At 53.1% G+C, this 25,509-nt stretch carries 23 protein-coding genes; 10 read left to right on the plus strand and 13 right to left on the minus strand.

Features of this window, described 5'->3' with window-relative positions:
- The 12 genes from ACO05M_RS17745 to galE all read right to left on the minus strand — a co-directional run bounded on the left by ACO05M_RS17745 (nt 1) and on the right by galE (nt 13,400).
- A complete protein-coding gene (locus tag ACO05M_RS17745; protein WP_421866014.1) occupies nt 1-651 on the minus strand; it encodes a type 1 glutamine amidotransferase in 651 nt (216 codons plus the stop codon).
- Nucleotides 648-3,719, minus strand: a complete 3,072-nt coding sequence (locus ACO05M_RS17750; protein WP_421866016.1) for a PEP/pyruvate-binding domain-containing protein — start codon at nt 3,717-3,719, stop codon at nt 648-650. The genes ACO05M_RS17745 and ACO05M_RS17750 overlap by 4 nt, the downstream gene beginning before the upstream one ends.
- Nucleotides 3,720-3,760: 41 nt before the next feature.
- A complete protein-coding gene (locus ACO05M_RS17755; protein ID WP_421866019.1) occupies nt 3,761-4,864 on the minus strand; it encodes a DegT/DnrJ/EryC1/StrS family aminotransferase in 1,104 nt (367 codons plus the stop codon).
- Nucleotides 4,861-5,325 (minus strand): acyltransferase, encoded by a 465-nt coding sequence (locus tag ACO05M_RS17760; protein WP_421866022.1) that lies wholly within the window; start codon nt 5,323-5,325, stop codon nt 4,861-4,863. The genes ACO05M_RS17755 and ACO05M_RS17760 overlap by 4 nt, the downstream gene beginning before the upstream one ends.
- A complete protein-coding gene (locus ACO05M_RS17765) occupies nt 5,326-5,748 on the minus strand; it encodes a sugar 3,4-ketoisomerase (protein ID WP_421866025.1) in 423 nt (140 codons plus the stop codon).
- Nucleotides 5,735-6,616, minus strand: a complete 882-nt coding sequence (gene rfbA, locus ACO05M_RS17770) for a glucose-1-phosphate thymidylyltransferase RfbA (RefSeq protein WP_421866028.1) — start codon at nt 6,614-6,616, stop codon at nt 5,735-5,737. Before rfbA ends, ACO05M_RS17765 begins: the two co-directional genes overlap by 14 nt.
- 11 nt (nt 6,617-6,627) lie before the next feature.
- Nucleotides 6,628-7,692, minus strand: a complete 1,065-nt coding sequence (gene rfbB, locus ACO05M_RS17775) for a dTDP-glucose 4,6-dehydratase (protein WP_421866030.1) — start codon at nt 7,690-7,692, stop codon at nt 6,628-6,630.
- The gene (wecC, locus tag ACO05M_RS17780; RefSeq protein ID WP_421866033.1) at nt 7,692-8,957 is read right to left on the minus strand and encodes a UDP-N-acetyl-D-mannosamine dehydrogenase; all 1,266 of its coding nucleotides are present in this window, start codon (nt 8,955-8,957) and stop codon (nt 7,692-7,694) included. Before wecC ends, rfbB begins: the two co-directional genes overlap by 1 nt.
- A gap of 80 nt (nt 8,958-9,037) precedes the next feature.
- Nucleotides 9,038-10,156, minus strand: a complete 1,119-nt coding sequence (wecB, locus tag ACO05M_RS17785; protein ID WP_421866036.1) for a non-hydrolyzing UDP-N-acetylglucosamine 2-epimerase — start codon at nt 10,154-10,156, stop codon at nt 9,038-9,040.
- A gap of 183 nt (nt 10,157-10,339) precedes the next feature.
- Nucleotides 10,340-11,623 carry a Wzz/FepE/Etk N-terminal domain-containing protein gene (locus ACO05M_RS17790; protein ID WP_421866040.1) on the minus strand — a complete coding sequence of 428 codons (1,284 nt, stop codon included), beginning with the start codon at nt 11,621-11,623 and terminating at the stop codon, nt 10,340-10,342.
- 30 nt (nt 11,624-11,653) lie between these two features.
- Nucleotides 11,654-12,277 (minus strand): L-threonylcarbamoyladenylate synthase, encoded by a 624-nt coding sequence (locus ACO05M_RS17795; RefSeq protein ID WP_421866043.1) that lies wholly within the window; start codon nt 12,275-12,277, stop codon nt 11,654-11,656.
- Between the two features lie 109 nt (nt 12,278-12,386).
- Nucleotides 12,387-13,400 carry a UDP-glucose 4-epimerase GalE gene (galE, locus tag ACO05M_RS17800; protein WP_421866046.1) on the minus strand — a complete coding sequence of 338 codons (1,014 nt, stop codon included), beginning with the start codon at nt 13,398-13,400 and terminating at the stop codon, nt 12,387-12,389.
- Nucleotides 13,401-13,760: 360 nt separating this feature from the next.
- On the opposite strand from galE, the gene ACO05M_RS17805 reads away from it, so the two are divergent.
- The 9 genes from ACO05M_RS17805 to ACO05M_RS17845 all read left to right on the plus strand — a co-directional run bounded on the left by ACO05M_RS17805 (nt 13,761) and on the right by ACO05M_RS17845 (nt 23,842).
- Nucleotides 13,761-14,558: a putative hydro-lyase gene (locus tag ACO05M_RS17805; RefSeq protein WP_421866049.1), complete on the plus strand. Its 798-nt coding sequence runs from the start codon at nt 13,761-13,763 to the stop codon at nt 14,556-14,558.
- Between the two features lie 163 nt (nt 14,559-14,721).
- Nucleotides 14,722-15,453 (plus strand): 5-oxoprolinase subunit PxpA, encoded by a 732-nt coding sequence (locus ACO05M_RS17810; protein WP_421866052.1) that lies wholly within the window; start codon nt 14,722-14,724, stop codon nt 15,451-15,453.
- Between the two features lie 10 nt (nt 15,454-15,463).
- Entirely contained in the window at nt 15,464-16,186 is a 723-nt protein-coding gene (gene pxpB, locus ACO05M_RS17815; protein ID WP_421866054.1) for a 5-oxoprolinase subunit PxpB, read from the plus strand.
- Complete coding sequence (locus tag ACO05M_RS17820; protein ID WP_421866057.1) at nt 16,183-17,139, plus strand: biotin-dependent carboxyltransferase family protein; 957 nt, start codon at nt 16,183-16,185, stop codon at nt 17,137-17,139. The genes pxpB and ACO05M_RS17820 overlap by 4 nt, the downstream gene beginning before the upstream one ends.
- Before the next feature lie 46 nt (nt 17,140-17,185).
- Nucleotides 17,186-18,043 carry a DUF4392 domain-containing protein gene (locus ACO05M_RS17825; RefSeq protein ID WP_421866060.1) on the plus strand — a complete coding sequence of 286 codons (858 nt, stop codon included), beginning with the start codon at nt 17,186-17,188 and terminating at the stop codon, nt 18,041-18,043.
- Between the two features lie 153 nt (nt 18,044-18,196).
- Complete coding sequence (locus tag ACO05M_RS17830) at nt 18,197-19,069, plus strand: LysR family transcriptional regulator (protein ID WP_421866063.1); 873 nt, start codon at nt 18,197-18,199, stop codon at nt 19,067-19,069.
- Between the two features lie 154 nt (nt 19,070-19,223).
- Entirely contained in the window at nt 19,224-20,081 is an 858-nt protein-coding gene (locus ACO05M_RS17835) for a D-amino acid aminotransferase (protein ID WP_421866066.1), read from the plus strand.
- Nucleotides 20,082-20,272: 191 nt separating this feature from the next.
- Nucleotides 20,273-21,406 (plus strand): alanine racemase, encoded by a 1,134-nt coding sequence (gene alr, locus ACO05M_RS17840; RefSeq protein WP_421866068.1) that lies wholly within the window; start codon nt 20,273-20,275, stop codon nt 21,404-21,406.
- A 273-nt stretch (nt 21,407-21,679) separates the two neighbouring features.
- Nucleotides 21,680-23,842, plus strand: coding sequence for a putative bifunctional diguanylate cyclase/phosphodiesterase (locus ACO05M_RS17845; RefSeq protein ID WP_421866071.1), 2,163 nt, complete (start codon nt 21,680-21,682; stop codon nt 23,840-23,842).
- Nucleotides 23,843-23,934: 92 nt separating this feature from the next.
- Here the strand turns inward: ACO05M_RS17845 and yfbR are convergent, their stop codons facing one another.
- Nucleotides 23,935-24,558 carry a 5'-deoxynucleotidase gene (yfbR, locus tag ACO05M_RS17850; RefSeq protein WP_421866073.1) on the minus strand — a complete coding sequence of 208 codons (624 nt, stop codon included), beginning with the start codon at nt 24,556-24,558 and terminating at the stop codon, nt 23,935-23,937.
- Between the two features lie 157 nt (nt 24,559-24,715).
- Between yfbR and ACO05M_RS17855 the strand changes: the two genes are divergently transcribed.
- Nucleotides 24,716-25,498 (plus strand): hypothetical protein, encoded by a 783-nt coding sequence (locus tag ACO05M_RS17855; RefSeq protein ID WP_421866076.1) that lies wholly within the window; start codon nt 24,716-24,718, stop codon nt 25,496-25,498.
- Nucleotides 25,499-25,509: the final 11 nt, after the last annotated feature.

The raw sequence follows: 25,509 nt of genomic DNA on the forward strand, positions 1-25,509 counted from the left end.
TTATGCTCCAAACAACTCACGGATGAGTTTTTTATCATTTCTGCTATAGGGTTTATCTCGCTCTGGATGCCACATAAGGCCTAACCACGGCAACGAGACATGTACAAATGCTTCAACACAGTCATCTTCTGATAGCGCTATTGGCTTTAAACCTTCACCAAGATCGCCCTTTTTCATTCCCCATCCGTGGTAGCTATTCACTTCATCCGTAGGCACGGAGACCTGCACTGTGCGCGGTTCACACTCCTGGCAATCGATAACCCCATGGCGAACGCCAATATGCCCGCTAACCTTAATGAGGCTTCCGCCGAGATAAACATTTATCATCTGCATTCCTCTGCATACACCCAATACCGGCATGTTGAGATTAGATGCAGTTTCAAGAACCCGTTGCTCTAACCGATCACGTTCTGGTGCGGTGTTTTTCGCATCGGGCAACTGCGCGATATCATTCCCGCCTGTCAAAATAAAACCGTCAAAACCCGCTTTATCGATATAATCTGCTGGATCGTTTAAAGTATTGGGTAACGGCAATGGAATTAGATCCAGACCCTCCAGCAATTCAATCCAGCTCTGATCCAGACAGTCGCGACGTTCGTCATACCCAGCGACCATCTCAACTCTTTGAGTGATTCCAACCCTTGGTTTCATCGGATAACCTGGATACGACGGTTTGCTGTATCAAGCTCAAGAACCGCTGAGAAGGACAACCGCTGATACTCCGTCTCCCCTACCCCAATCGCTGCAGGTAAACCAAACTCTGCGGCTCTGATGGCCATATGAGAGTTTGCACCGCCGTACATTGTTATCAACCCCGCGATATTTTGGCCGAACAGCCAATCATAGCCGGGATCGGCCTGAGGGATCAGCGCAATTTTCCCGGCTAGGCTGCCCTCCTCGTCATATTGACCATTGAGATCGGCACACTCTGCAACGATTCTTTCCGTACCGACATAGTTGGGCTGACTACTCGGATACATAAACACTCGAAAGTCGGTTGGATCTCTGATCAATGGCGGGACTTCTATCATTCCAGATAAATTTCGCTCGTGCCCCCCCTCCTGCGCTTGCGCTTTCAACCAAGTGCCCGTGTCTGCGCACCCCGCAGATCCACTTCTGACCGCAAAAAAACTGCACAGAGGAATCGCTGACAGCTCATCAAGGCTCAGCCCCAGCCGCCCGCCGTACAAGGACAGCTCATCGAGTGCCGCAGATACGTTTCTAGTGAAAACAAATTTGGCATACTCTCGCCCTTCGATCGCTTGGCGGATGAACTTCTCAAGTTGCTCGATATCCCCAGGCAAACCAGCTTCTGTACATGCCCGAGCAAAGGCATCACGTTGCTCTATCCAAGCGGCGGGGGGCGCCTCAACAAGCTCATGAACTCCGTCAACGACAGGGCGCAAAAAACGTTCGGGGTCAGCCGCGTAGCTAGGGGAGGTGATATCGTATGTGCCCGGTCGAAGATGGCCATAGATCGAACAAAATTGCGACCAACTCAACTCCCCTTGCGATGTTGCCGCAGCATCATGGGTAAACTGATGTGATACGGTACGAATTGACTGCATAAATGCATCAACAGCCGGCTGATCAATCACGCGCCGGGTCACCGCCGAGCGTAGCAGCGCTACTGCCACAAACGCATTTCGGGCTAGATGCGAGAATGCCAAGGTCCCATAGCGCTTTGCATCTTCAAGCAAAGCGGTCGCTTTCTCTAGAGGGGCAAGCTGGGAGCTCTGGAGCTTATTATATCTCGACTCCAAACGAGCGATAGATTCCAGCTCCTGGTCGTTCCGGTCCAACGCATTGATAGTAATTTTCAGCAGCGCGTTCCCAAGCAGCTCCACTTCATGCTTGGTTAATGGCCCCTCTACAATCAGCCGCTCTGCCCAGCGGCTGAAATCCAAATCATAACAAGTAGGCACGACGTCAAATTCAACCTTATCGTGCAGATGTGGATAACGCTCGAGCCAATCCAGGTAGAAGTCAACCAACCGCTTGGCAACGGCATCATCCAATTCAGCAGGGATAAAAGAATTAAAACTTGCTCGGACATCGACATAGGGACGGCCGCAAAAGCTTGTCAGTAGCGGTTGGGGGCGCACATCCCTATAACCATACTCTGCGCGCTGAGTGGCCCATACATCATCCATAATCAAATAACGATACAGCGAACTGGCAAGCCGTCCCGGGTTGGTACCTATGATTTCCGCAGGATTCCAATCTGGCATAAGCCCGAAAATGGCCTTTTCTCCAACCACGAATGGCGTCGGCATCTGTAGTTGTTCAAAGCGTAACTCCGCCTCTTTTATAACCGCATCAATTTCCTCGTGATCTGCAGCCCAGTTGCTGTGGTCAACGGCAATGGGCCGAACTTGCAGTATATGTACCTTTCCACCACTACCTATGGCGAACTCAATATCCAGAGACTCAAAACCGAGCAAGTTTTCAATTTCACGGATAGCCGATAACAGGCCATGAACCAGCTCGGGAACTTTTGAAAGATCAGATCGATCTCCCCGGTGAACAAGCAGGGTCTTGTGCTCAATGCTTGCTCCGCTGGTGATTGATTCTGTACTTTGAGTAACGTCATCATAATTAATAACAAAGTATGGAGCCCCTTGTGCCAGGGTACGAGTAAAAGCAACCCCGCTTGCCAATACTTGCTTAACCATCGGCTGAACAAGCACTTGGTTAACTGGATTATTATCGGTATATGAGCTGATAACTTTGTCAACTGCTGCACGAATGGCACTGCAATCTGAGCTGCTGACGTTTAAGATGCTTGTATACGCTCCTGCGTTAGCGCATCCGAACCCATCCTCAGACAAAGCACTGCTACGGACCACCAGGGACTTACTGGGAAACGCCTGAGTAATCTGAGTAATAAAATGCTCACCACTCGCTTCCCACTCAGCGACACTAAAGCTGACTTGGTCTTCGATACGGCTGCATTTTACTAAGCTCTGAAGACGGTGCAGCGTCTGTGCTTTGGTACCCAACACAAAGTGAGCAAGATCTTTTGGCTCATTCAACTCAGCCCAATCACCAGCCACATCCACAAATGCAACCTCGACTCCCTTGGTGCGTAAATATTCGACCAGCTGGGCTAAGTTACCCTGCTTCAAACGATCGCGGAGCAAAGGTTTCTCTTCATCGAGCAGCTCTACTACGTCTGCACTCAGTCGCGCCAAGCCAATAAACTCTGCATCTGCTAACAGAGGGTCTATATCGCTTCCCAGCCGGGTGACTTTCCCGTCGAAGCATGTCACTTTCTCGCAACGCGCTAGATCTTCTTCAGTACGCCCTTGGAAGCGCTGCCGCCAAGCACTATCGACAGCAACAACCACTGCTGCATCAGAGGCCACCATCTGCCGAACCAGTAATTCCCGATACAAAATATCTGCATATGAAATGAAATAGTCAGCATTCGGCTGTAAGGGTGTGTCCAAGAGCGAAACGGCAGCACCCGTTTCTTCCCAGTCAGGATTAATCACATAATGAAAGTCTGGATACCGTCGTGTCACTTCATCAATTTGGTATCCACCCACGAAGGTAACCGTCGGCTGTAAAAAAGCAACTGCCTGTAACACCCAATCAAGAACTCGACTGTTTTTAGAAGTCCCTCTAAGTGCTGTGTGCTGCTCTCCCTGTTGAGGACGTCCCGCCCCAAGCACAACAAAACTTACTCTATTACTAGCTCTATCGGGGTTATGCATCTTCTGGCTCTAAAATAATCTATCTAATTGGCTAATGCGGCTTAAAATGTCACGCTATTAATTGATTCGACCACAGTTGAAGTCTGATCAGACGTCATGATTGGCCCCATTGGCAAGCTAATAACCTCGCGATGAATACGCTCGGTAAGCGGCAATGATTGGTCGTTAAACGATGCATAAGCGCTCTGTTGATGCGGCGGTATTGGATAATGAATAAGCGTTTCAACACCCAAGTCTTTTAAATTTTGATGAAGGCGATCTCGCTCTTCACAACGCACAACAAATAAATGCCAAACATGCTGAGCGGGCAAACCCTCAGAAGGGAGGATAACCGATGGATTAGAAATACTATCAATATAAAATTTAGCTACCCTCTGACGATGCAATATATGCTCATCTAAATAACCTAGCTTAACCCGAAGTGCTGCAGCCTGAATTTCATCTAAGCGACTATTTACGCCTTGATAAGTATTCTCATACTTACCATGCGAACCATAGTTTCGTAAGGCATTTATGATTTCTGCTAACTCTGCGTCACTAGTGGTAATAGCACCACCATCCCCAAGTGCCCCCAAATTTTTGCCCGGATAAAAGCTGAATCCAGCAGCATCACCCCAGGCACCAGCCTTAACGCCATTCAACTCAGCACCATGCGCCTGAGCACAATCTTCCAACACTCTAAGTTGATACTTCTCGGCAATAGCCATGATCTTCGGCATGTCCGCAAGACGGCCATAGAGATGAACCGCTAAAATTACTTTAGTGCGCGGTGTAATGGCTGATTCGACAAGCGAAGGGTCAAGGTTATACGTCGATATATCGGGCTCGACAAAAACTGGCTTCAATCGGTTTGCGGTTATAGCCAGAACTGATGCTATATAAGTGTTTGCAGGCACAATTACCTCATCCCCCTCTTCCAGCTCTCCCTGCTCAATCCAAGCCCTCAAAACTAGGGTTAGAGCATCAAGACCATTCCCTACGCCAATACACTCGCTTGTTCCGCAATATTCAGCAAACTCTTTTTCAAATGCTGAAACTTCCTCGCCGAGGATATACCAGCCTGAATCAACAACCCGGTTAATTGCTGCAGACAGTTCATCTTTGAATTTTACGTTTACTGCTTGTAAATCAAGAAATTTTATCACTTGCCACCTTCAAGGTATCTTACGATCTTCGCAGGATTTCCAACCACTACTGCATAATCTGGTACATCTTTTGTCACGACGGAACCGGCTCCAACCATCGCCTCTCTGCCGATAGTCACACCTGGCAATATGGTTGCGTTTGCGCCAATTGACGCTCCCTGCTTGACTAATATTTTTGCCAGTGTTTCTAGATACTGTTTAGACCTCGGTATTTTATCATTTGTAAACGCAACGCACGGGCCTATAAAAACATCATTTTCGAGGGTTACCCCATCCCACAGATAAGCGCCTGATTTAACCGTAACGTTATCACCAATAACGACGTCATTCTCAACTAGAGTGTTTGCGCAAATATTGCAATTACTTCCAATAACAGCCCCTTCAAAAACAACTGAGAACTGCCAAATATTGGTATCAGGACCAATACTTTTAGTTTTTACGTCACTCAGCGGATGAATCACCTACCCCCCCTTAATCGAACGCCTTTCGCTGACATAGGTCAAAAACTCATCGTAGGAGCGAATATAATCGTTTTCATCATAATATTCGTCAGCCAAAACCATCAAAATGCAATCCTCGCTAAAATCATGCATTTCTCGCCAAACAACCCCGTCAATAACCAGGCCTTTATCTGGCTCACGGAGAACAACTTCTTCCTTACAATGCCCATCATCTAGGACAAACCTACAACTACCCCGAACACATACCGCCACCTGCTTCAACTCAAGATGAGCATGAAATCCTCGTGACACTCCATTTCTTGTGTCGAAAATGTAATATACGCGCTTAATATCAAACGGTATGTTTCTATGCGTCTCCAGAGCTACCAATGAGCCGCGATCATCACCTAATGATTGAAGATCTAGAATCTTAATCAAGCTCATTTTTTCTCTCTTTAAGAGATAGGAGATACTGGCCGTAGCTATTTTTACTCATGGACGCCCCAACTTCATGAATAAAACAGCCGCTCAGCCATCCATTGTTAAATGCTATCTCTTCTAAACAAGCTATTTTAAAGCCCTGTCTCTTTTCGATCGTTTGTACAAACATACCTGCTTCGAGCAAGCTCTCATATGTCCCAGTGTCCAACCAAGCAAACCCCCTTCCCAAGAGTTCTACCTGCAAATCACCTCGTTCAAGATATGCTTGGTTAACACTGGTAATTTCCAGCTCGCCTCGCTCGGAAGGCTTGACCTGTTTAGCAATTTCAATGACGTCGTTGTCATAAAAATAGAGACCGGTCACCGCATAATTAGACTTGGGTTGGGCAGGCTTCTCCTCCAGTGATACAGCTCGCATATCGTGGTCAAATTCCACGACGCCAAAACGCTCAGGATCTTTTACTTGATATCCAAAAACCGTCGCTCCATTTTTTCGTTTAGCCGCTTCAATTAACTTGGGTGAAAAACCTTGACCATAAAAGATATTGTCGCCAAGCACCAAGCAGACCGAATCATTACCGATAAACTCTTCACCAATGATAAAGGCTTGCGCCAATCCATCCGGGCTTGGCTGAACCGCATAGCTCAATTCGATACCAAACTGGCTGCCATCACCCAGCAACTTTTCAAAGCTGCTCAAATCGTCTGGAGTGGTGATGATCAATACTTCCCTAATACCCGCGAGCATTAGCACGGATAGCGGATAATAGATCATCGGCTTGTCATAGATTGGCAGCAGCTGCTTGGATACGCCTTTGGTAATCGGGTAAAGACGCGTCCCAGAACCGCCCGCTAGAATAATGCCTTTCATTCTAATTCCCCTTAACTTGTCGTTCCCAAGCGTTCTCGCTGATAGCTGCCATCCTGAACGCGCTTGCACCAACCAGCATTGCCCAGGTACCACTCCACGGTTTTGCGAATCCCCGACTCGAAGGTTTCTCTTGGTACCCAGCCCAACTCTGACGCTATCTTGCCTGCATCAATGGCATAACGCAGGTCATGGCCTGGGCGATCCTCGACATAGGTAATAAGATCCTCGTAACGTGCCACCCCTTGGGGCTTTTGCGGTGCCAGCTCTTCCAGCAGCCCACACAGGGTTCTGACGACCTCTATATTCTGTTTTTCGTTATGACCGCCAATGTTATAGGTTGCACCGATTTTCCCTTCAGTCACAACCCGATAAAGCGCTCGTGCATGATCCTCGACATAGAGCCAATCACGCACCTGGGTTCCCTCGCCATAAACTGGCAAAGGTTTACCCTCCAAGGCGTTCAGGATCATCAGCGGAATCAGTTTCTCGGGAAAATGGTAGGGGCCATAGTTATTCGAACAATTCGTCACCAATACCGGTAACCCGTACGTGCGGTGCCAGGCTCTAACTAGATGATCTGAGCTAGCCTTGCTTGCAGAGTATGGAGAGCTAGGTGCATAAGGCGTTTGTTCGGTAAACAGGTCTTCAGGTCCCTCAAGGTCACCGTATACCTCATCAGTCGATATGTGATGAAAGCGGAAGACCTCTTTTTTAGCGTCTGCTAGTGAAAGCCAATAACTACGGGCAGCTTCAAGGAGTGTATAGGTTCCCACGATATTGGTTTCGATAAACGCAGCCGGCCCATCAATAGAGCGATCGACATGAGACTCTGCCGCCAAGTGCATCACCGCATCCGGCTGATGCTGGTTAAAAACCCTTTGCAGCTCTTTGGCATCACAAATATCGACCTGTTCAAAGCTATATCGCTTGCTCTGGTCTATTTCAGCCAAGGATTCGAGGTTACCTGCATACGTTAGCTTATCAACATTAACCACCTCGTCAGCGGTATGTTGAATGATGTGGCGAATAACCGCAGAGCCTATAAAGCCGGCACCGCCTGATATGAGTAGTTTCATCAGTGCCATACCCCGCGGGTATCAATCACCGCTTTATCTGCCAAATTTGAGAGCTCAATGTCCTTAAAGGAGCGATGATCCACCAGCAATACCACGATATTAGCTTGCTCAAGCGCATCGTCTGCATTCACAAATTGAGCATTCCCTTCAAGAGAGCGCGGGATGCGATTTATGTTGGGCTCTACCACCAAGCATTGGTTAGAGAACAGATTTACCAACTGTTTTGTAATTTGCAGTGCAGGACTTTCACGCAAATCATCAATATCAGCTTTGAAGGCCAGTCCCAGACAAGCGATGGAAACATCCTGTGCTGTTTTAGTAGGATTGGAAATCAGCCAGTCAGCCACCGCTGCTTTCACCTTCTCAATCACCCACTCCGGCTTACCATCATTGATCTCGCGCGCCGCGCGAATCAATTTTGCTTCTTCAGGCGCGGAGCTGACAATGAACCAAGGATCCACAGCAATACAGTGTCCACCGACCCCCGGGCCCGGCTGCAAGATATTGACCCTAGGGTGGCGGTTAGCCAGCAAAATCAACTCCCAAACATTGATATCCAGCTTGTCGCAGATGATGGACAGCTCATTGGCAAAGGCGATTCCCACATCCCGGGAAGCATTCTCCGTCAGTTTGGCCATCTCGGCAGTACGTGCGTTAGTCACCACGCACTCGCCAGTCACGAAAGTCTTATACAGTTCTACACTACGCTCGGAGCATTGTGCGGTCATACCACCAATCACTCGATCATTGACAACCAATTCGCGCACCACATGGCCGGGCAGCACACGTTCTGGACAGTAAGCGACATTGATATCTGCAGCTTCACCAGCTTGCTGTGGAAAGCTCAGATCAGATCGCGTTTCGGCCAACCAGGCAGCCAGTTGCTCGGTCGCACCCACTGGCGAAGTTGATTCCAAGATCACTAGGTCACCTTTTTTCAACACCGGTGCGATCAACTTAGCCGCCGCTTCGATATATTTAAGGTCGGGATGGTGATCATCTTTAAAAGGTGTCGGTACTGCGATTAAGAATGCATCCGCCGGCGCCGGTGTTAAGCTCGCACGAAGATAACCTTCGGTTACTGCAGCACTCACGATCATATCCAGCTCAGGCTCAACAATATGAATCTCGCCACGATTAATCGTATCCACAGCCACCTGATTTACATCGACACCGATAACGCGCTTTTTACGTGATGCAAACATAGCGGCGGTAGGCAGTCCTATATAGCCCAAGCCAATCACTGAAACCGTTTCAAAAGACATTCTTTGTTTCCTAAACAATCACTACGTTGCTTTCATCTACTTCATCCAGATGAGAGCACTTACTTCCATCTTTTAAGAATCTAACTGCGCTCCAAGCCATCAAGAATACGCGCACAGGCTTGGCCATCACCGTACGGGTTATGGGCAAAGCTCATACGGTTGTAGGCATCTTGATCGGTCAGCAACTGACCTACTTCAGCGACGATCTTATCAACATCCGTACCCACCAACTTCACCGTTCCGGCGTCAACCGCTTCAGGACGTTCTGTGGTATCTCGCATCACTAGCACCGGCTTGCCCAGCGAGGGTGCTTCTTCTTGAATACCGCCGGAGTCGGTCAGAATCACGCTAGCGCGATTCATCAGATACACGAAGGGGAGGTAATCCTGCGGCTCAATCAATACGACGTTGTCAGACGAACTCAGCAACCGGTTTACCGGCTCTTGAACGTTGGGATTAAGGTGAACCGGATAGCAGAACTGAACGTCTGGGAATTCATCCGCCAATAGGCGGATGGCCTGACAAATGCGCTCAAAACCACCACCAAAGCTCTCGCGCCGGTGCCCTGTAATCAGCACCAAACGCTTATCCACATCAAGGAAAGGGAAGCGTTTGGCCAGAGACGCTTTCAGTGTTTCATCTGTTTCCAGATTCTCTTTCACCTGCAGCAGCGCATCAATCACCGTATTACCAGTGACGACAATCGACGCATCCTTTACACCTTCATTAAGCAGGTTCTGTCGCGAGCCGTCCGTGGGTGCAAAGTGAATAGCCGCCAACGCACCGGTGAGTTTCCGGTTGGCTTCTTCCGGCCAGGGTGAATAGAGGTTACCTGTTCGCAATCCAGCTTCCACATGTCCCACTTTGATCTGTTGGTAGTAGGACGCCAGGGTAGTAGCAAAGGTAGTGGCGGTATCGCCATGCACCAGCACGTAATCCGGTTTGAATTCTTCCAGTACTGGTTTCAATCCCTGCAAGATGCCACAGGTCACATCGGTCAGATCCTGACCAGGGCGCATCAAATTCAGATCGTACTCGGGACGAATTTCAAACAGCTCCAGCACCTGATCGAGCATTTCACGATGCTGCGCAGTGACACAAACGCGCGAGTCAAAGCGCTCATCAGCAGCTAACGCATGAACCAACGGCGCCATCTTGATCGCTTCAGGTCGGGTTCCAAATACGGTTAATACTTTCATTTAGTTTCTTACTAAAACAATTCAAAATACTGAAAATTTTCAGCACACCGACTCAGGTAACGAATACGTACTGAGACAAAAACTGTAACGAATGAGACTTTCTTCAAACTACTAAAAACAGCCAGAGGCCTTTACTGGCAACAGATTGGAGTTCTATCGCCCATATCCCCAACAAATTCTACCTTACGCTTCTTTGTTCTTCCTAGCCGGCACCACAAGCGTAACAAACAGTCCTAACATCCCCCCTAATACAACAGCGGCGGCTACTATCAACTTTTTCTTTGGCTTAATCGGCTTAACAGGAACAACAGCATGTTGATCAATCCTTACCATTTGCATCTTGCTGAAATCGATATCCAAATTTCTTAAAGATTGAACTTCAGAAATCAAGGGCTCGATCCGTTGCGAAATGAATGCGCGATCATCTTGGCGGGCTTTTAGGGTTTCTATCTGCCGCTTCCGTTGAAGTAACGTCAACTCGGCTTCCAGGGTACGAATTGTTCTATCAGTAAAGTCATCATTTGATCGACCCTCTAGTGCCTCTAGCTCAGCCTGCAGAAAACGAGTTCCTCGCATGTAGAGTGGTTCATTGCGGTCCCCAACTTCTGTTGTTATTGCAAACTGCCCTGTATTAACCTGACCTGACAACTGGCCAAAACTGGTCGGTAATTCAATCTGTAGCTGCTTAGCAATGGCAATAGCTTCTTTTAACTGTTCAATACGGTCAAAACGTAACGACTTCGCTTTAACCCGTGCAGCCTCCAGTTTATCAGCCACCTTCTGCTGGGCTAGTAGATTCTGTTCAAGCAGCTCTTCAATCTTTAACTCTCGGAACTGCTTGGCCAAGGCAACTTTCTCTTCAATTGTTTTTTCCAACAATTGAATTTTCAGAGTCTTCTTTTCATTGAATTCTTGAATAAGCTCATTTATCGCCTGCTGTGTTGCCAGCATTAGAAATCCATTCACCACATCTACACCATATTCAGGATCAAAATGTTGAAAGGTTAAATGGTTAGCATCAGATACCAACACCTGATTTTTTTTAGCAACGGGCACATGTAGCATCAAGTCTTCGTCAAAGCCGATAAACAGCTGCTCTTGCGTCAGCTGAGATTGTTCGGCAAATCCTTGAAATATCTTCGGCTGACTAAAAAAATTCTTTCTAACAGATCTAGATTCGATATTCTTCCGCACCCTTTTAAAAGCCTGTTCCGGCGATACGGAAAGCACGCCCGTTTGATTCAGCTCAACAAACTGCTCAGGTGCCGCAGGACGAAAGGAACCTTTCAATTCATAGGTGGGTTTTGCAATAAACAGATAGAGAAGTGCTAGTAGCGCAGACGCGGCTGTAAGAAGCACAACCCACCATTTTCGATTCCAGATTTTCGCAAACAGTTCAGCCAAATCGATTTCATCATCGCGGTGATACATCATTCCTTTCTCTGGGTGTGCTTCCCGTTCGTTCATTCTTAATCTATGCCTTATCTGGAGTCTTTATTAATTTTGAAAAGGGGTCGAATCCCCCGCCCCTTCACGGAATACAAACCATTCATCTTCCGCCATATTGACCACCGTGGTCGCTTCCATGCCGCAATAACCACCATCAATCACCAAATCGACCTGGTTTTGAAGCAAGTCGCGGATATCGTAGGGATCGGTCAGCGGTTCGTTGTCGCCGGGCATAATCAGTGAGCTGCTCATGATCGGTTCGCCCAGTTCTTCGGTCAGCGCCAAGGCGATGGCGTTATCCGGTACTCGCAGACCAATCTGTCGACGTTTGGGGTGCAATAAACGGCGCGGAACTTCGGGCGTGGCCTTCAATATAAAGGTGTAAGCACCGGGTGTATTCTGCTTCAGCAGCCGGTAAGCGCTGTTGTCGACCTTGGCGTAGGTCGCCAGCTCCGACAGGTCACGGCAGACCAGAGTGAAATTGTGTTTGTCATCGAGCCGCCGGATCGCTTTGATCCGGTCCAGCGCCCGCTTATCGCCGATATGACAGCCTAGTGCGTAGGCACAGTCAGTCGGGTAAACCACCACTCCACCTTGGCGAATAATCTCAACCGCTTGACGAATCAGTCGTTGCTGCGGATTTTCCGGATGGATCTGAAAAAACTGACTCAATCTAAATACCTGCTTTGTTATCAGCCCGAACTCGAGGCGCCCTATAATACAGACCAGCCTTTAGCTTGTAAGAAAAGTGTGACACCGCGCTTAAAAATAGGAATTTTTCCTAGGCGCCATAACCCTCGGGGTTACTCGACTGCCAGCGCCAAGCATCGACCATCATTTGCTCCAACCCCCGGCAAGCCCTCCAACCCAGTAACTCAGCCGCACAGGCCGGATCGGCATAACACTCGGCGATATCCCCCGGGCGTCGGGCAACGATCTGGTAGGCAACCGGCCGTTCAGATGCCTGCTCAAAGGCACGTACCATTTCCAGTACGCTGTACCCCTGCCCGGTGCCCAGATTACAGGTGAGCAAGCCACCTTTTTCCTCGAGAGAACCCAGGGCTTTCAAATGCCCATCAGCCAAGTCGACCACATGGATATAATCGCGCACCCCGGTACCGTCCGGGGTCGGGTAGTCGCCACCGAATACTGAAAGCTGCTCCAACTTGCCGACGGCAACCTGAGAAATATAAGGCAGCAGATTGTTGGGTATGCCGTTGGGGTCTTCGCCGATCAACCCCGATTCGTGGGCACCCACCGGATTGAAATAACGCAATCGTGCGATTCGCCATTCAGGATCGGCTTTATGGAGATCAGCCAACATCTCCTCGATCATCAATTTCGATTGACCATAAGGATTAGTTGCCGACGTCGGAAAGTCTTCTCGAATCGGCACCGAAGCCGGATCCCCGTAGACGGTTGCCGAGGAACTGAATACCAGGCTTTTGACCCCGGCCGCCGCCATCGCTTCGCACAGCGTCAGGGTACCGGCAACATTGTTCTGGTAGTAGCGCAGCGGTTGTTGACAAGATTCACCCACCGCTTTCAGACCGGCAAAATGAATCACCGATTCGATCGAATGCTGCTCAAACAACCTATCCAGACAATTTCTATCGCGAATATCACCCTGCACAAAGGGCACGGCTTGGCCGGTGATCTTCTCTACTCGCTGCAATGACTTGTGGCTGCTGTTGCTCAGGTTATCGAGCACCAGTATCTGATAGCCGGCCTCCAGCAATTGCACACAGGTATGGCTACCGATGTAGCCCGCGCCTCCGGTTACCAGTACCGTCATCGCAATAAGCTCCCTCTTTTTTACTATGCTAACTGTCCGAGCAACGGTTCCTTATCGAAGTCTCGCCGCAATCGCACCGCTCTATCTTCAACAGCGATTAATGCGCCATTGTACTTCGACTAAGGCAATACGCTCCATCTGTTCGAGATGAGCTGCATCAACATCGGATGAAAAAGACACTCAACAGACCACGCCTGATAAGAAAAGATTATCAGCACAAGCAATCATTATCGATTGGACAAGTTTTGAGGCCGGAAACAAAATGACCAGATTGCCCCAAGTATCCCGGAATAAATGTGACCCGGTATATAAGGGATAACGACCTTCTACCTCGAACCAACAACACTTAGCGAGGCCCCTATGACCACCGCACCCGCCGACATCACCCCCTACAACCTGCGTCAACGGATTCGTGCCGGGGAGCATACTGGCAACACCTCCGGTTACAGTCAGGGCTTTGTACAAGGCAACCTGGTGATTCTGCCCAAAGACTGGGCTAACGAGTTCCTCCAGTTTTGCCAGCGCAACCCCAAGCCCTGCCCGCTGGTGGGTATGTCCTCGGGTCCGGGCAAATACCTGCTGCCTGATCTGGGTGAGGATCTGGACATCCGTAGCGACCTGCCCAGCTACCGGATCTTCCGTGACGGCGAGATGGTCGAAGAGGTCACCGATATCTCTGACTACTGGCAGGATGATCTGGTCACCTTCGTGCTCGGCTGTTCGTTCTCGTTCGAAGAAGCCCTGATCGCCGATGGACTGGAAGTTCGCAACGTCACCGAAGGCGTCAATGTTCCGATGTACCGCACCAATATCGACTGCAAGTCGGCTGGCAGCTTCAGCGGCCAGATGGTCGTCAGCATGCGCCCGTTCAAGGCCGCCGATGCAATTCGCTCGGTCCAGATCTGCACCCGCTTCCCGTCGGTCCACGGTGCCCCGGTCCACCTGGGTGATCCGTCACTGATCGGCATCGAAGATATCAACCGTACCGATTTCGGTGACCCGGTGACCATCAACAGCGATGAACTGCCGGTATTCTGGGCCTGCGGCGTTACACCTCAGGTGGCGTTGGAACAAGCCAAACCACCGTTCTGCATCACCCATAGCCCGGGCTGCATGTTGGTGACGGATGTGCCCAACAGCAAACTGGCGGTCCTATAAAGTAGCAAGCTAATTGCACCAGGGCGTCGTTAAAGATGCACTCAAAATGCTCATTTGCACGACAGCAAACTGCGCTTTTTCGTGCATCTTTGCCTAACCCCGGCACAATTATCTCACTACTAAACTAATGAGATTTCGATAACGAATAACAACAGGTGACACGATGAGCCTCAAACTGAACTGCGATCTCGGCGAAAGCTTCGGCTCTTGGACCATGGGGATGGACGCTGAAGTCATGCCCCATATCGATCAGGCCAACATCGCCTGTGGATTCCACGCCGGCGATCCGCTGGTGATGAAGAAGACCCTGGCACTGGCCAAAGCCAACAACGTGACCGTCGGCGCCCACCCGGGTTATCCGGATCTGGTCGGTTTCGGCCGTCGCACCATGAACTGCCAGCCCGATGAGGTCGCAGCGCTGCTTCAATACCAGATCGCCGCCATCGACGGTATGGCCCAGTCTCAAGGGCTGGAGCTCAACTACGTCAAACCCCACGGCGCGCTCTACAACGACATGATGAAAAACACCGAGCTGCGCCAGGTGATTATGCAGGCCATTGCCGACTATCACAAACCGCTGGCGTTGATGCTGCAATCCACCCCCGATGCAGCTGTCCACAAGACTGAGGCCGAGCAGGCCGGTATCAGCCTGCTGCTCGAAGCCTTCGCCGATCGCTGCTATGACGACGACGGCAAGCTGCTGGCACGGACCAAGCCGGGTGCGGTGCACACCAAAGAGAAGATGCTGGCCCAGGTCGAACAACTCAAAGAGACCGGTACCGTCACCACCGTCAGCGGCAACACCCTGAAGCTGGATGTCGACAGCCTCTGCGTCCACGGCGACAACATGGCCGGGGTCCAGGCCATCGCCGAGATCCGCGCCCTGATTAGCTAGGAGTTCTCCCATGCAAATTTCCGTTGCCGGTGAAAACGCGCTGATCATCTACTTCGGTGAGCAGACCAGCCCTGAGGTCTCAGCCAAGGTGCAGCAAGCGGTAGAGATTATCCGTCGCGATCTGCACGAGCTGATCGTCGATCTGGTGCCGTCCTACGCCTCGCTGTTGGTGATCTACGATCTGATGAAGACCGATCATCACCATGTCCGCAACCACCTGCGCCAGTCCCTCAGCGGTCTGGACAACGCTCACAGTGCCGAAGGCCGCCTGGTCACCCTGCCGGCCTACTACAGCACCGAGTCCGGACCGGATCTGCAGCAGCTGGCCGACAACGCCGGACTGAGCGTCGATGAGGTGATCGAGATCCACCAGCAGCAGGAATACCGGGTCTATGCGATCGGTTTTGCGCCCGGCTTTGCCTACCTGGGCGAGGTCGATCCGAGTATCGCCGCACCGCGACTCTCGACCCCCCGATTGAAGGTGCCCCGTGGCGCCGTGGCGATTGCCGACCGTCAGACCGCCGTCTATCCGGCGGAGTCACCCGGCGGTTGGAATCTGATCGGCCTCTGCCCGACCCGGATGTTCAACCCCGATGCCGACCCGACCATGCCGGTTCAGGCCGGAGACCGGGTCCGTTTCGAAGCGATCAGCCGTGAACAATTTATCGAGCTTGGCGGCGAGCTGCCCGAGCAACCCGATCCTTCTGAACAGCTGGGAGGGCCCCTGACATGAGCACCACAACAACCGGCTTCAAAGTGATCCAGCCCGGCATCCTGACCCTGATTCAGGATGCCGGCCGTTTCGGCCAACACGGCATCGGCCTGACCACCGGCGGTCCGCTCGATCCGCAGGCGTTTAACTGGGCCAACCGTCTCTGCGGTAATGACCTGAGTGTTAGCGCACTGGAGGTCAGCATCGGTGGCCTGGTGCTCGAAGCCCAGATCGAAACCCGCCTGTGCGTCACGGGTGCGGCGATGCCGTTGAAGATCAATGGCGAAGAACGTGAACTCTGGCGCGCCCACCCGATTATGGCCGGCGACAGGATCGAGCTGGGCTTTGCCAGCGACGGCGCCCGCGCCTATCTGGCGGTGGCCGGCGGCTTCGATATCGCACCCAGTTTCGGCTCCAGCGCCACCGTCACCCGCGAGGGGATCGGAGGACTCAATGGCACCAAACTGCAGGCGGGCGAGCTGTTACCGGCCAATCCAGCCGAACGCGATGGCTGTCTGGTACTGCCGGAGAGCTACCGCCCCGAATACGGCAAGCACGCCAATCTGCGGGTAATCCCCGGCTACCAGCAACAGGCATTCAGCCGGCTGCAGCAGCGGATCTTCTTCAGTAACGACTACAAAGTCTCCGATCGCTGCGACCGAATGGGTTTCCGCCTCGAAGGCCCTGAAATCAAACCCAGCATCGACGGCATCCTGTCCGAAGGGATCTGCCTCGGCGCCATCCAGGTGCCGGCCGACGGCCAACCGATCGTGCTGTTGAACGACCGTCAGACCATCGGCGGTTACCCCAAGATCGGTTCGGTACTGTCGCTGGATACCGGGGCACTGGCGCAACTGATGCCCGGTTCCACGGTCTCTTTCGAGCCGATCACGATGGAAGACGCCCATAATATTCACTGTCTGGCTGCCAGCTACTTCGAACGGGTCGAGCCTCAACCCTGCGATCCTCGATAAGTCCAGTACATTAATCCAACAACAGACATAACAATAAGGTATTGCCATGAACTCCGCTTCTATCAACGACGCTCAGCTGCAGCTGAGCCGTCAAATCGAAAACGTCCTGGTCGATCGTAACCTTCGCGGCATGAAGAAGGTCCAGCCGGCGTTGGAGCCCGGCTACTACCTGCGTGCGGCTCAGTTGCTGCGCGATATCAAGGGTACCGTCCTGATCGGCACCGGCTTCCCGGTGGTCGATACCTTCGAGACCGACGGTCCGGTCGGCGCCATCGCCCTGTACGACACCCTCGAATACCTCGGCGCTGAGCCGGTGATTGTCTGCGGTCCGCCGATGTCGGCGGCACTGGCAGCCGATTACCGGGTTCACGAGATCAAGGTCGGCCCCCAGGGCAAATGCGAGATTGAAGCCCAGCAGGCACTGGATCAGCTCAAGCCCTCGCTAGTGCTATCGATCGAGCGTCCCGGTCAGGCTGAAGATGGCCATTACTACAACATGCGTGGTGAAGATATCAGCCCCCGGGCGGCCTGCTTCGATACGTTCGTGAAGCAGTGTGACTGCCCCACCATCGCGATCGGTGACGGTGGCAACGAGATCGGCATGGGCAACGTCAAGGAAGCACTACGTGATCTGGATATCACCGCCGCCGCCACCCAGTGTGACGAATTGCTGATCGCCGACGTTTCCAACTGGGGTGCCTACGGTCTAATCGCCCTGCTGGGGCTATGGCGTAACGAAGACCTGCTGGCGCGGATCGAGCCGCTGAAAATCCTCGACTACCTGTCTCGACTGGGCAGTGTCGACGGTGTGACCCGATTGAACGAGCTAACCGAAGATGGCCTGTCGCCGGATGAGGGCGAAGCCGTTCTGCTGCAGCTGCGCAAGCTGGTCGGTATGGCCTAAGACGGCCCCATCCGCAGCCGCCGACCTGACACCCGTCTCGGCGGCTGCTTTATAACTCTGCCTTTCAACGTCCCTCGCTTTCTCAGACCTACCCTTTTCTGCCTCGGCTTTCTGGGCCATCATGATCAAAAAGTTTGATCAGACTGTCCGACCATGCGCATCCGAAATCTAGAAACCTTTGTCAAAGTCGCCCGCCTGGGTAGCTTTCATGCCGCCAGCGAGCAGCTCAACACCTCCCAACCGGCGGTCTCGGCCCGGATTAACGCCCTGGAGGATGAGCTCGGCGTCAAACTGTTCGATCGTGACAAGGGCGGCACCCGGTTAACCCCACGGGGACGCCAGACCCTACCCTACGCCGAGAAACTGCTGGCCCTGAGCCAGGAAATGAAGCAACAGCTGCATCAGGACGCCCCGGAACAGGGTGTGCTGCGGATCGGCATCAGCGACACCCTGGCCAGCCTGTGGCTGGCACCGCTGCTGCGGCAATGGGGAGAACGCTTCCCGTTGGTCGAGTTCGAAATCAGCGTCGATGTCAGTGCGGTGCTGAACCGCCAACTGCGTGACTATCAGTTGGACCTGACGCTGACTGTGGCCGAAGGCGGGAGCGACCAACTTGTCTGCGAGCCGCTTTGCCGTTATCCGATGCGCTGGTTTGCTGCCCCATCACTGGTTGGGGCTGACAATAACGCCGTGCCACTTGGCCAGCACCCGATACTCAGCTTTCCACGCCAGACCCGTCCCTGGCAGTACCTGCAGCAGCTGTTTGCCCCGCTGGGCGAGCAACGCCCCCAACTGCACACCTGCAGTTCGGTCGCCAGCCTGCTCGAGCTGGCCGAACAGGGCGTCGGTATCGCACTTCTACCCGAACCGCTGGTCCAACGGGGTATCGATGCCGGTCGACTGCGCCAAGTCGAGATCGATTCCCAGCCTCCTGCGCTAGAATTCAGCTGCAACTGGCACCTGAATGACGACCGTCTACTGCCGCGCCTGCTGGCTGACTGCGCCAGAGAGATCACCAACAACTAGCCGCCAAACAACAGGATTTATCAAAAAAACATCAATTATTCAGAAATAAAAACCAAAATTCTCGGAATTATGGGATATATCAATTTCAACCTGTTGATAAAATGACCGGCCCTAGACCTATAACGAACATAACTAAAAATCGGAGGTGATGACCATGAGCATCGTTTACTTGAACGGATCCTACCTGCCTATTGAAGAGGCCAAGATCTCCCCGCTGGACCGTGGTTTTCTGTTTGGCGACGGCATTTATGAGGTAATCCCCTCCTACGAAGGCAAGATGGTCGGTTTCGGCCCCCACATTGATCGCATGATCGACGGCCTGGCTGCGCTGGATATCAAGCTGGGTTGGGGTCACGAGCAGTGGAAGGATCTGTGCGATGCGTTGGTCGACAAGAACGGCGGCGGCAACCTGGGTATCTACCTGCACGTCAGCCGCGGTGCCGACAACAAGCGTTTCCACGCTTTCCCGGAAGGTGTTGAGCCGACCGTATTCTGCATGGCCTTCGAAATCCCGCTGCCGCAGCAGGCTGACCGCAACACCGCCAACGCATACAAAGTCGCTACCGGTGAAGACCTGCGCTGGAAGCGCTGCAACATCAAGTCTACCGCCCTGCTGGGTAACGTGCTGCACTTCCAGGAAGGCTACGCGGCCGGCAACAACGAAATCCTGCTGTTCAACGCCGAAGGCAACCTGACCGAAGCCGGTGCCTGCAACGTCTTCATCGTCAAGGACGGTGTCGTTGCCACTCCGAAGCTGGACAACCAGATCCTGCCGGGTATCACCCGTATGCTGATCCTGAGCATCCTGCGCAAAGACGGCTCCATCACCGTTGAAGAGCGCGACATCAGCAAACAAGAAGTGCTGAGCGCCGACGAAGTCTGGATCACCAGCTCCTCCAAAGAGATGGCACCGGTCATCGAGATCGACGGCCAGCCGGTCGGCGACGGCAAAGTGGGCGAAGTTTGGGAAGCGGCCACCAAGCTCTACGCTGCCAACAAGTTCGACTACTAAGACCCTGTCGTCCTTCTGAAAAACCTCGCTCCGGCGAGGTTTTTTATCGATAGCGCCCGCTTTCCGGCACGACACCGACGTCCGCCTGCCAATTCCCGCAGTGGACCCTCATCCTCAGCCCATTGAGGGATTTCGTCGTGGCCGCAGCTATGGGCGTACAATAGCCCTATTAGAACAAGCAGGAGAGCATCATGTTTTATCGGGACACCTGGGTCGAGATCGATCTTGACCGGATCTACCACAATGTCTCGCATATCAAAGCCTTCTCCGGCTTCGAGCATCTGTTCGCGGTGGTTAAGGCGAATGCCTACAGCCACGGCGACATCGAAGTCGCTCGCGTGGCGCTCGAGGCCGGCGCCAGCCATCTGGCCGTGGCCTTTCTGGACGAAGCCCTGGCACTGCGCAAGCAGTTTCCGCAGACCAAAATCCTGGTCATGGGTCCCATTCGACCCTCGGATCTGCAACATGCCGCCGAACAACAGATCACGGTAACCACCCACGATCTGGCCTGGGTCGATGCGATCGCCGACTATCGCGGCCCTCGTGCTGACATCCACATCAAACTCGATACCGGGATGAACCGGATCGGCCTGCTCGGCCCGGAGCAGTTCGAGCAGGCACTGAATCAACTACGACAGCATCCGGCGGTCAACCTGTGCGGCCTATTCAGCCACTTCGCCACCGCCGACTGCCTGGACGATTATTATCAACAGCAGACCCGGGCATTCGACGCTCTGGTCGAAGGAATCGATCTATCCCAGTTTGAGATCGTGCATCAGTCCAACAGTGCCGGCATGCTCCGCCATGGCAAACAGCAGCACAGCAATGGTGGACGACTGGGTATCGCGATGTACGGCTTGCCGCCCAGCGACGATCTGGAGTTGCCGTTTGAACTGCAGCAGGCGTTTTCGTTGCATGCTCGTATCACCCAGCTGAAAACGGTGCCGGGCGGCGCCAAAGTCGGCTACGCCGCCAGCTACGAAGCCACCACTGAAGAGCGGATCGCCACCCTGCCGCTGGGCTATGCCGACGGCTGGCTACGCTATCATCAAGGCCGTGATGTCGAGGTTGCCGGTCGCCGCTTCCCGATTGTCGGCCGGGTCTGCATGGATCAGTGCATGATCCGCGTCGATGACCAGGTGCAACTGGGCGACCAGGTCACCCTGCTGGGCGATCTGATCAGCGTCACCGATGCCGCCGATGACCTCAACACCATCAACTATGAGATCGTCTGCTCCATCTCGGACCGGGTGCCTCGGTTGTACAAGCGCGGAGGCCAAGTTATCGGCGAGCGCTACGACCGTTTCGAGACCCGCAACCGTTAAATCCGATACGTCAGGGCCGGGGCAATCGCTTCCGGCTCTGACAGGTGGCATCTCCGGACCGTTTTACCCCTATCGATCCCACCTCAGAGAGGTGCTCCGGTACTGCCGGAACCTAACAGCTGTTAATTCAGCCACTTTTATCCCTTTTAACTGTCGGTCAAACCGATCGGGTTGACCTGAATCAACCCATTTACACCCTATTCCTTACTATGCTTATTCGTCAAAGCTATAGCCGAATTTTCTTTCGGTTCTCTTTTCGACTAAGGCGACGCCATGATTGACGATAAAGTGCGAAGTATCGTGCGGTCCCTCTCCGAAGCCAAAGGCAGGCATTTTTTCGAAAGTATCGTACCGGCACTCTCCAATGCGATCGATGCGGACTACGCCTATGTTGCCGAGCTGAACGATACCCTGGACCACGCCACCACCCTCGCACTGACCGCCGATGGCGAGCTGATCGACAACATCAGCTACGCGCTGAAAGATACCCCATGCGCCAATGTCGCCGACGATGATGTCTGTATCCACCATTGTGATGTTCAAAGCTTCTATCCTCAGGACCAGCTGCTGGTCGAGATGGAGATCCAAGCCTATGTCGGAACGCCGTTGTTCGATAGCGATGGGGCAGTCATCGGTTTGGTGGTCGCGCTCTACAAGCAGCCGCTGATCAACAGCGGGCCGGTCGAATCACTCTTTTTGCTGTTTGCCGGACTGATCTCCGGTGAACTGGAGAAACGCCACAAGAATCAACAGCTGTTATTGGCCCAGCGGGTTCTGGATACCTCCTACGATGCCATCGTGGTCTGCGATAAGAATCGGCTGATCAGCTATGTAAATCCGGCGTTTGAGCAGATCACCGGCTACCAACTCGATGAAGTACTGGGCAGAAATCCCAAGCTACTCAATTCCGGTCGCCAACAAGAGCCGTTCTACGCGCAGATGTGGCAATCGATCGACGATCAGGGCAGTTGGTCCGGCGAGATCTGGAACCGCCGCAAAGACGGCCGGGTTTACCCCAGTTGGCTGACCATCTCATCGGTACTCAACAGCGAGGGAGAAGCCACCCATTACACCGGCATCGCCCATGACATCAGCGCCCAGAAAGCGTTCGAAGCCAAAATCCTATACCAGTCAACCCACGATCTGCTGACGGGTCTTCCCAACCGGGCGCTGTTTCTGGAAACGTTACAGCAGGTCTTGGACAGCCAGGCGGCAAGCGATCAGCCGCTCGGGGTCATGATCTTCAATCTCGATCACTTCAAGCTGGTCAACCACACCCTGGGCCATCACAACGGTAATCTATTACTGTGCCGTTTGGCCGAGAAAATCAGTGAAGCCTTGGGTGATGACGGCCTGCTGGGACGTACCGGCGGGGATGAGTTTGCGCTGCTGTTGCGCCAGCACGACGGCGACCCAACCCTGCATCAGCAGGCGCAGCAACTCCAGGAACTGATACGCACCCCCTTGACGCTGCACGACCAGAACCATCAGTTAACAGCCAGCAGCGGCCTTTCCATCTACGAGCACAACAACGGTGATGCGGAGACGCTGCTTTCCCATGCGATCAGCGCCATGGAGGCGGCCCGACACAGCGGCCGCAATCGTCTGCGCTTATTTGACCCGCAGCTCCGACAGCAGCTGGAACAACGAATTCAACTGCGGCAGCGGCTGCATGAGGCGATCGAGCAGAAACGCTTCGAAGTTCACTATCAACCGATCGTCGAGCTTCATAGTCGGAAGATCGTTAAATGCGAAGCACTAATACGCTGGTTCGATGAGCAACAGCAGCCCATTCCGCCGGACCGCTTTATTCCAATTGCTGAAGAGTTCGGCTATATGCCGGCCATCGGGCAGCAGGTGCTGGAAATCGCCTGCCGCGACCTGTTCGACCTGCAGCAACGCTATGATCTGCCGCTGAAGCTGGCCATCAATCGCTCGATCCAGGAATTTCCGTTCGATCACAATCGCATCGAACACTGGCTGAACACCATCAGCAAGTATCAACTGGACTTCGATTCGATCGAGTTTGAGATCACCGAAAGCCTGCTGGCACCCGAGCATGACAGCTACCTGCTGGCGCTCAAACGGCTCAAGCAGGCCGGCTGCCACATCGCCATTGATGACTTCGGCACCGGCTATTCGTCGCTCTCTTACCTGCAACGTTTCCCGGTCGACCTGCTCAAGATTGATCGCACCTTCATCAATGCGCTGACCGATGACCACCAGGCCCATTCACTGGTCGCGGCCATCATCGCTATGGCCAAAGCGCTGGACATCAAGGTGATCGCCGAGGGGATAGAAACCGCCGAGCAACGCAAGGCGCTGGAGGCTTTAGGGTGTGAATTCGGTCAGGGCTTCAAGATCGCCCGGCCGATGAATTTGGAACAACTGCAGGATTTTCTCGATACCCAGCTCAATGCCGCTACACCGGAGTAAGCCGACTAAGCCCCCTATATCCACTTTTTCCGCAAAAATTAGGTTTAGACAATAACCTAGCTGCGTCAGTCGCCCCCAGTGACAGAGGCCTATCAGTTCACCTCTTTGAGTACCGGCGCCGTTTCAACCCCGGGGGCCAGAATCTCATCCAAGGTCAGATCATAGCTGGGTGCAAACACCCGTAAAAAATAGTCGATCTCCGGTTGTTCGTAGCTCTTCAAACGCTCTCCGATCGACTCCGCCGCCTTGGAGAACTGCATATTGCCGTTCTTCAGCTCCATCTGACACTTCAAATAAGCAGTGATCGAGTCGGCCATTTTGATCAGTTGCTGGTGTTCCTGGGGCAGATTATCTTCCACCAGGTAACGGGAAAAATCCGCTTTCAGCTCCTCGGGCAGCATCGCCACCAGCTCCTTCTCCGCGGTGCGCTCAATCTCTTTAAACGCTTCCCGAATCTGGCGCGAATGGTATTTCACCGGCGTGATCACATCCGAGCAGACCGCTTCGACCGAGTCGTGATAGATCGCCGCCACCACCACGGCGTTGACATCGACATTACCGCCGAACACCCGATTCCGGATCACCGCCAACGCATGGGCGATGGTGGCCACATCCCAGGAGTGTTCCTTGACGTTCTCCGGCACGGTGTTGCGCTTCAACCCCCAACGGATCACCCAGCGGAGCTTATCGATATAGGCAAAGAAATGGCTGGTCACTGCAAATCTCCCCAACTGTAGCCTGCCCCCGGCAGGTCGTTTTCCATACAAGCGTGCGAATAGTTATCGGCGAGCCTGGCTACAGCATAAGCCATTGTGCTTGAGATTCCTGCGTCGTCGCGACAAACTGACCGGCATCACTGCCCTAGGAGATGCTATGTTCGCCAAGCTGTTATCGGATAAATCGCTCGGGCTGTTCACCCCCAAGCCGCTACTGGAGCCGGATTCAGCCCAATGGATCTGTCACCAGTTTGCCTGGCTTCACCAGCAGTTTAACCCCGCCCATCCGCTGGCTCAGGCCGAGCTGGTGCTCCCCAACAACGACTTCTTCCCCGGCCGGGCCGACAGCCACCAAGGCATGGCTGAGCTGCTGCTGGAGCGGGTCAAGCACTACGCCGGTCTGAGTCACTGGCCGACCGAACTGGTCAATCTACGGACCCCATCGGCGACGGCGGTGACACACCAACCGCAGTCCCATCAACAGCCGGTCGAAGTGCCTTCAGAAACCACCCTGCCGGTTCCGTTCGATCCCGCCCAGGTTAACGACCCTCAGGCCATGATCGTTTCGTTGCTGCAGGGGCTGACCCACCCGCTACTGCTGCAGAAGCCGTCACCGGATATCCTGCAACCGGGGCAATGGCCGCTGCTGGTGGAGCTGCTGGGTATCTACCTGGGTTTCGGGGTTCCTATCACCAACAGTGCCTTCGCGTTCGCCGGCGGCTGCGGCAGCTGCGCCAGCCGAGCCGCCCAACGGCAAGCCTACCTGTCGCAGGATGAAGCCCTGTTCGGACTGGTGATTTTCTGTGAATTGAAGGGGATCGCGGCGAAGACGGCAACGACGCCGCTGAAGCCGCACCTGAAACCGTTTTACAAACGGGCTCGTCAGCAACTGCTGGCCATGGAAGAGTTCCAACCCTTACAGCAGCAAACCGTTGGCTGACGGGCTCAAGA

It is taken from the genome of Motiliproteus sp. (genome assembly GCF_965230735.1).
Classification (GTDB): domain Bacteria; phylum Pseudomonadota; class Gammaproteobacteria; order Pseudomonadales; family Balneatricaceae; genus Motiliproteus.

What these genes read in the sequence shown, in the direction of transcription:
- ACO05M_RS17820 (WP_421866057.1), top strand. Translation starts at nt 16,183, where the DNA reads ATGAGCACCACAACAACCGGCTTCAAAGTGATCCAGCCCGGCATCCTG.
- ACO05M_RS17765 (WP_421866025.1), bottom strand. Translation starts at nt 5,748, where the DNA reads ATGAGCTTGATTAAGATTCTAGATCTTCAATCATTAGGTGATGATCGC.
- ACO05M_RS17835 (WP_421866066.1), top strand. Translation starts at nt 19,224, where the DNA reads ATGAGCATCGTTTACTTGAACGGATCCTACCTGCCTATTGAAGAGGCC.
- pxpB (WP_421866054.1), top strand. Translation starts at nt 15,464, where the DNA reads ATGCAAATTTCCGTTGCCGGTGAAAACGCGCTGATCATCTACTTCGGT.
- ACO05M_RS17855 (WP_421866076.1), top strand. Translation starts at nt 24,716, where the DNA reads ATGTTCGCCAAGCTGTTATCGGATAAATCGCTCGGGCTGTTCACCCCC.
- ACO05M_RS17745 (WP_421866014.1), bottom strand. Translation starts at nt 651, where the DNA reads ATGAAACCAAGGGTTGGAATCACTCAAAGAGTTGAGATGGTCGCTGGG.
- ACO05M_RS17805 (WP_421866049.1), top strand. Translation starts at nt 13,761, where the DNA reads ATGACCACCGCACCCGCCGACATCACCCCCTACAACCTGCGTCAACGG.
- wecC (WP_421866033.1), bottom strand. Translation starts at nt 8,957, where the DNA reads ATGTCTTTTGAAACGGTTTCAGTGATTGGCTTGGGCTATATAGGACTG.
- ACO05M_RS17790 (WP_421866040.1), bottom strand. Translation starts at nt 11,623, where the DNA reads ATGAACGAACGGGAAGCACACCCAGAGAAAGGAATGATGTATCACCGC.
- galE (WP_421866046.1), bottom strand. Translation starts at nt 13,400, where the DNA reads ATGACGGTACTGGTAACCGGAGGCGCGGGCTACATCGGTAGCCATACC.
- ACO05M_RS17750 (WP_421866016.1), bottom strand. Translation starts at nt 3,719, where the DNA reads ATGCATAACCCCGATAGAGCTAGTAATAGAGTAAGTTTTGTTGTGCTT.
- alr (WP_421866068.1), top strand. Translation starts at nt 20,273, where the DNA reads ATGTTTTATCGGGACACCTGGGTCGAGATCGATCTTGACCGGATCTAC.
- ACO05M_RS17830 (WP_421866063.1), top strand. Translation starts at nt 18,197, where the DNA reads ATGCGCATCCGAAATCTAGAAACCTTTGTCAAAGTCGCCCGCCTGGGT.
- rfbA (WP_421866028.1), bottom strand. Translation starts at nt 6,616, where the DNA reads ATGAAAGGCATTATTCTAGCGGGCGGTTCTGGGACGCGTCTTTACCCG.
- rfbB (WP_421866030.1), bottom strand. Translation starts at nt 7,692, where the DNA reads ATGAAACTACTCATATCAGGCGGTGCCGGCTTTATAGGCTCTGCGGTT.
- ACO05M_RS17810 (WP_421866052.1), top strand. Translation starts at nt 14,722, where the DNA reads ATGAGCCTCAAACTGAACTGCGATCTCGGCGAAAGCTTCGGCTCTTGG.
- wecB (WP_421866036.1), bottom strand. Translation starts at nt 10,156, where the DNA reads ATGAAAGTATTAACCGTATTTGGAACCCGACCTGAAGCGATCAAGATG.
- ACO05M_RS17845 (WP_421866071.1), top strand. Translation starts at nt 21,680, where the DNA reads ATGATTGACGATAAAGTGCGAAGTATCGTGCGGTCCCTCTCCGAAGCC.
- ACO05M_RS17825 (WP_421866060.1), top strand. Translation starts at nt 17,186, where the DNA reads ATGAACTCCGCTTCTATCAACGACGCTCAGCTGCAGCTGAGCCGTCAA.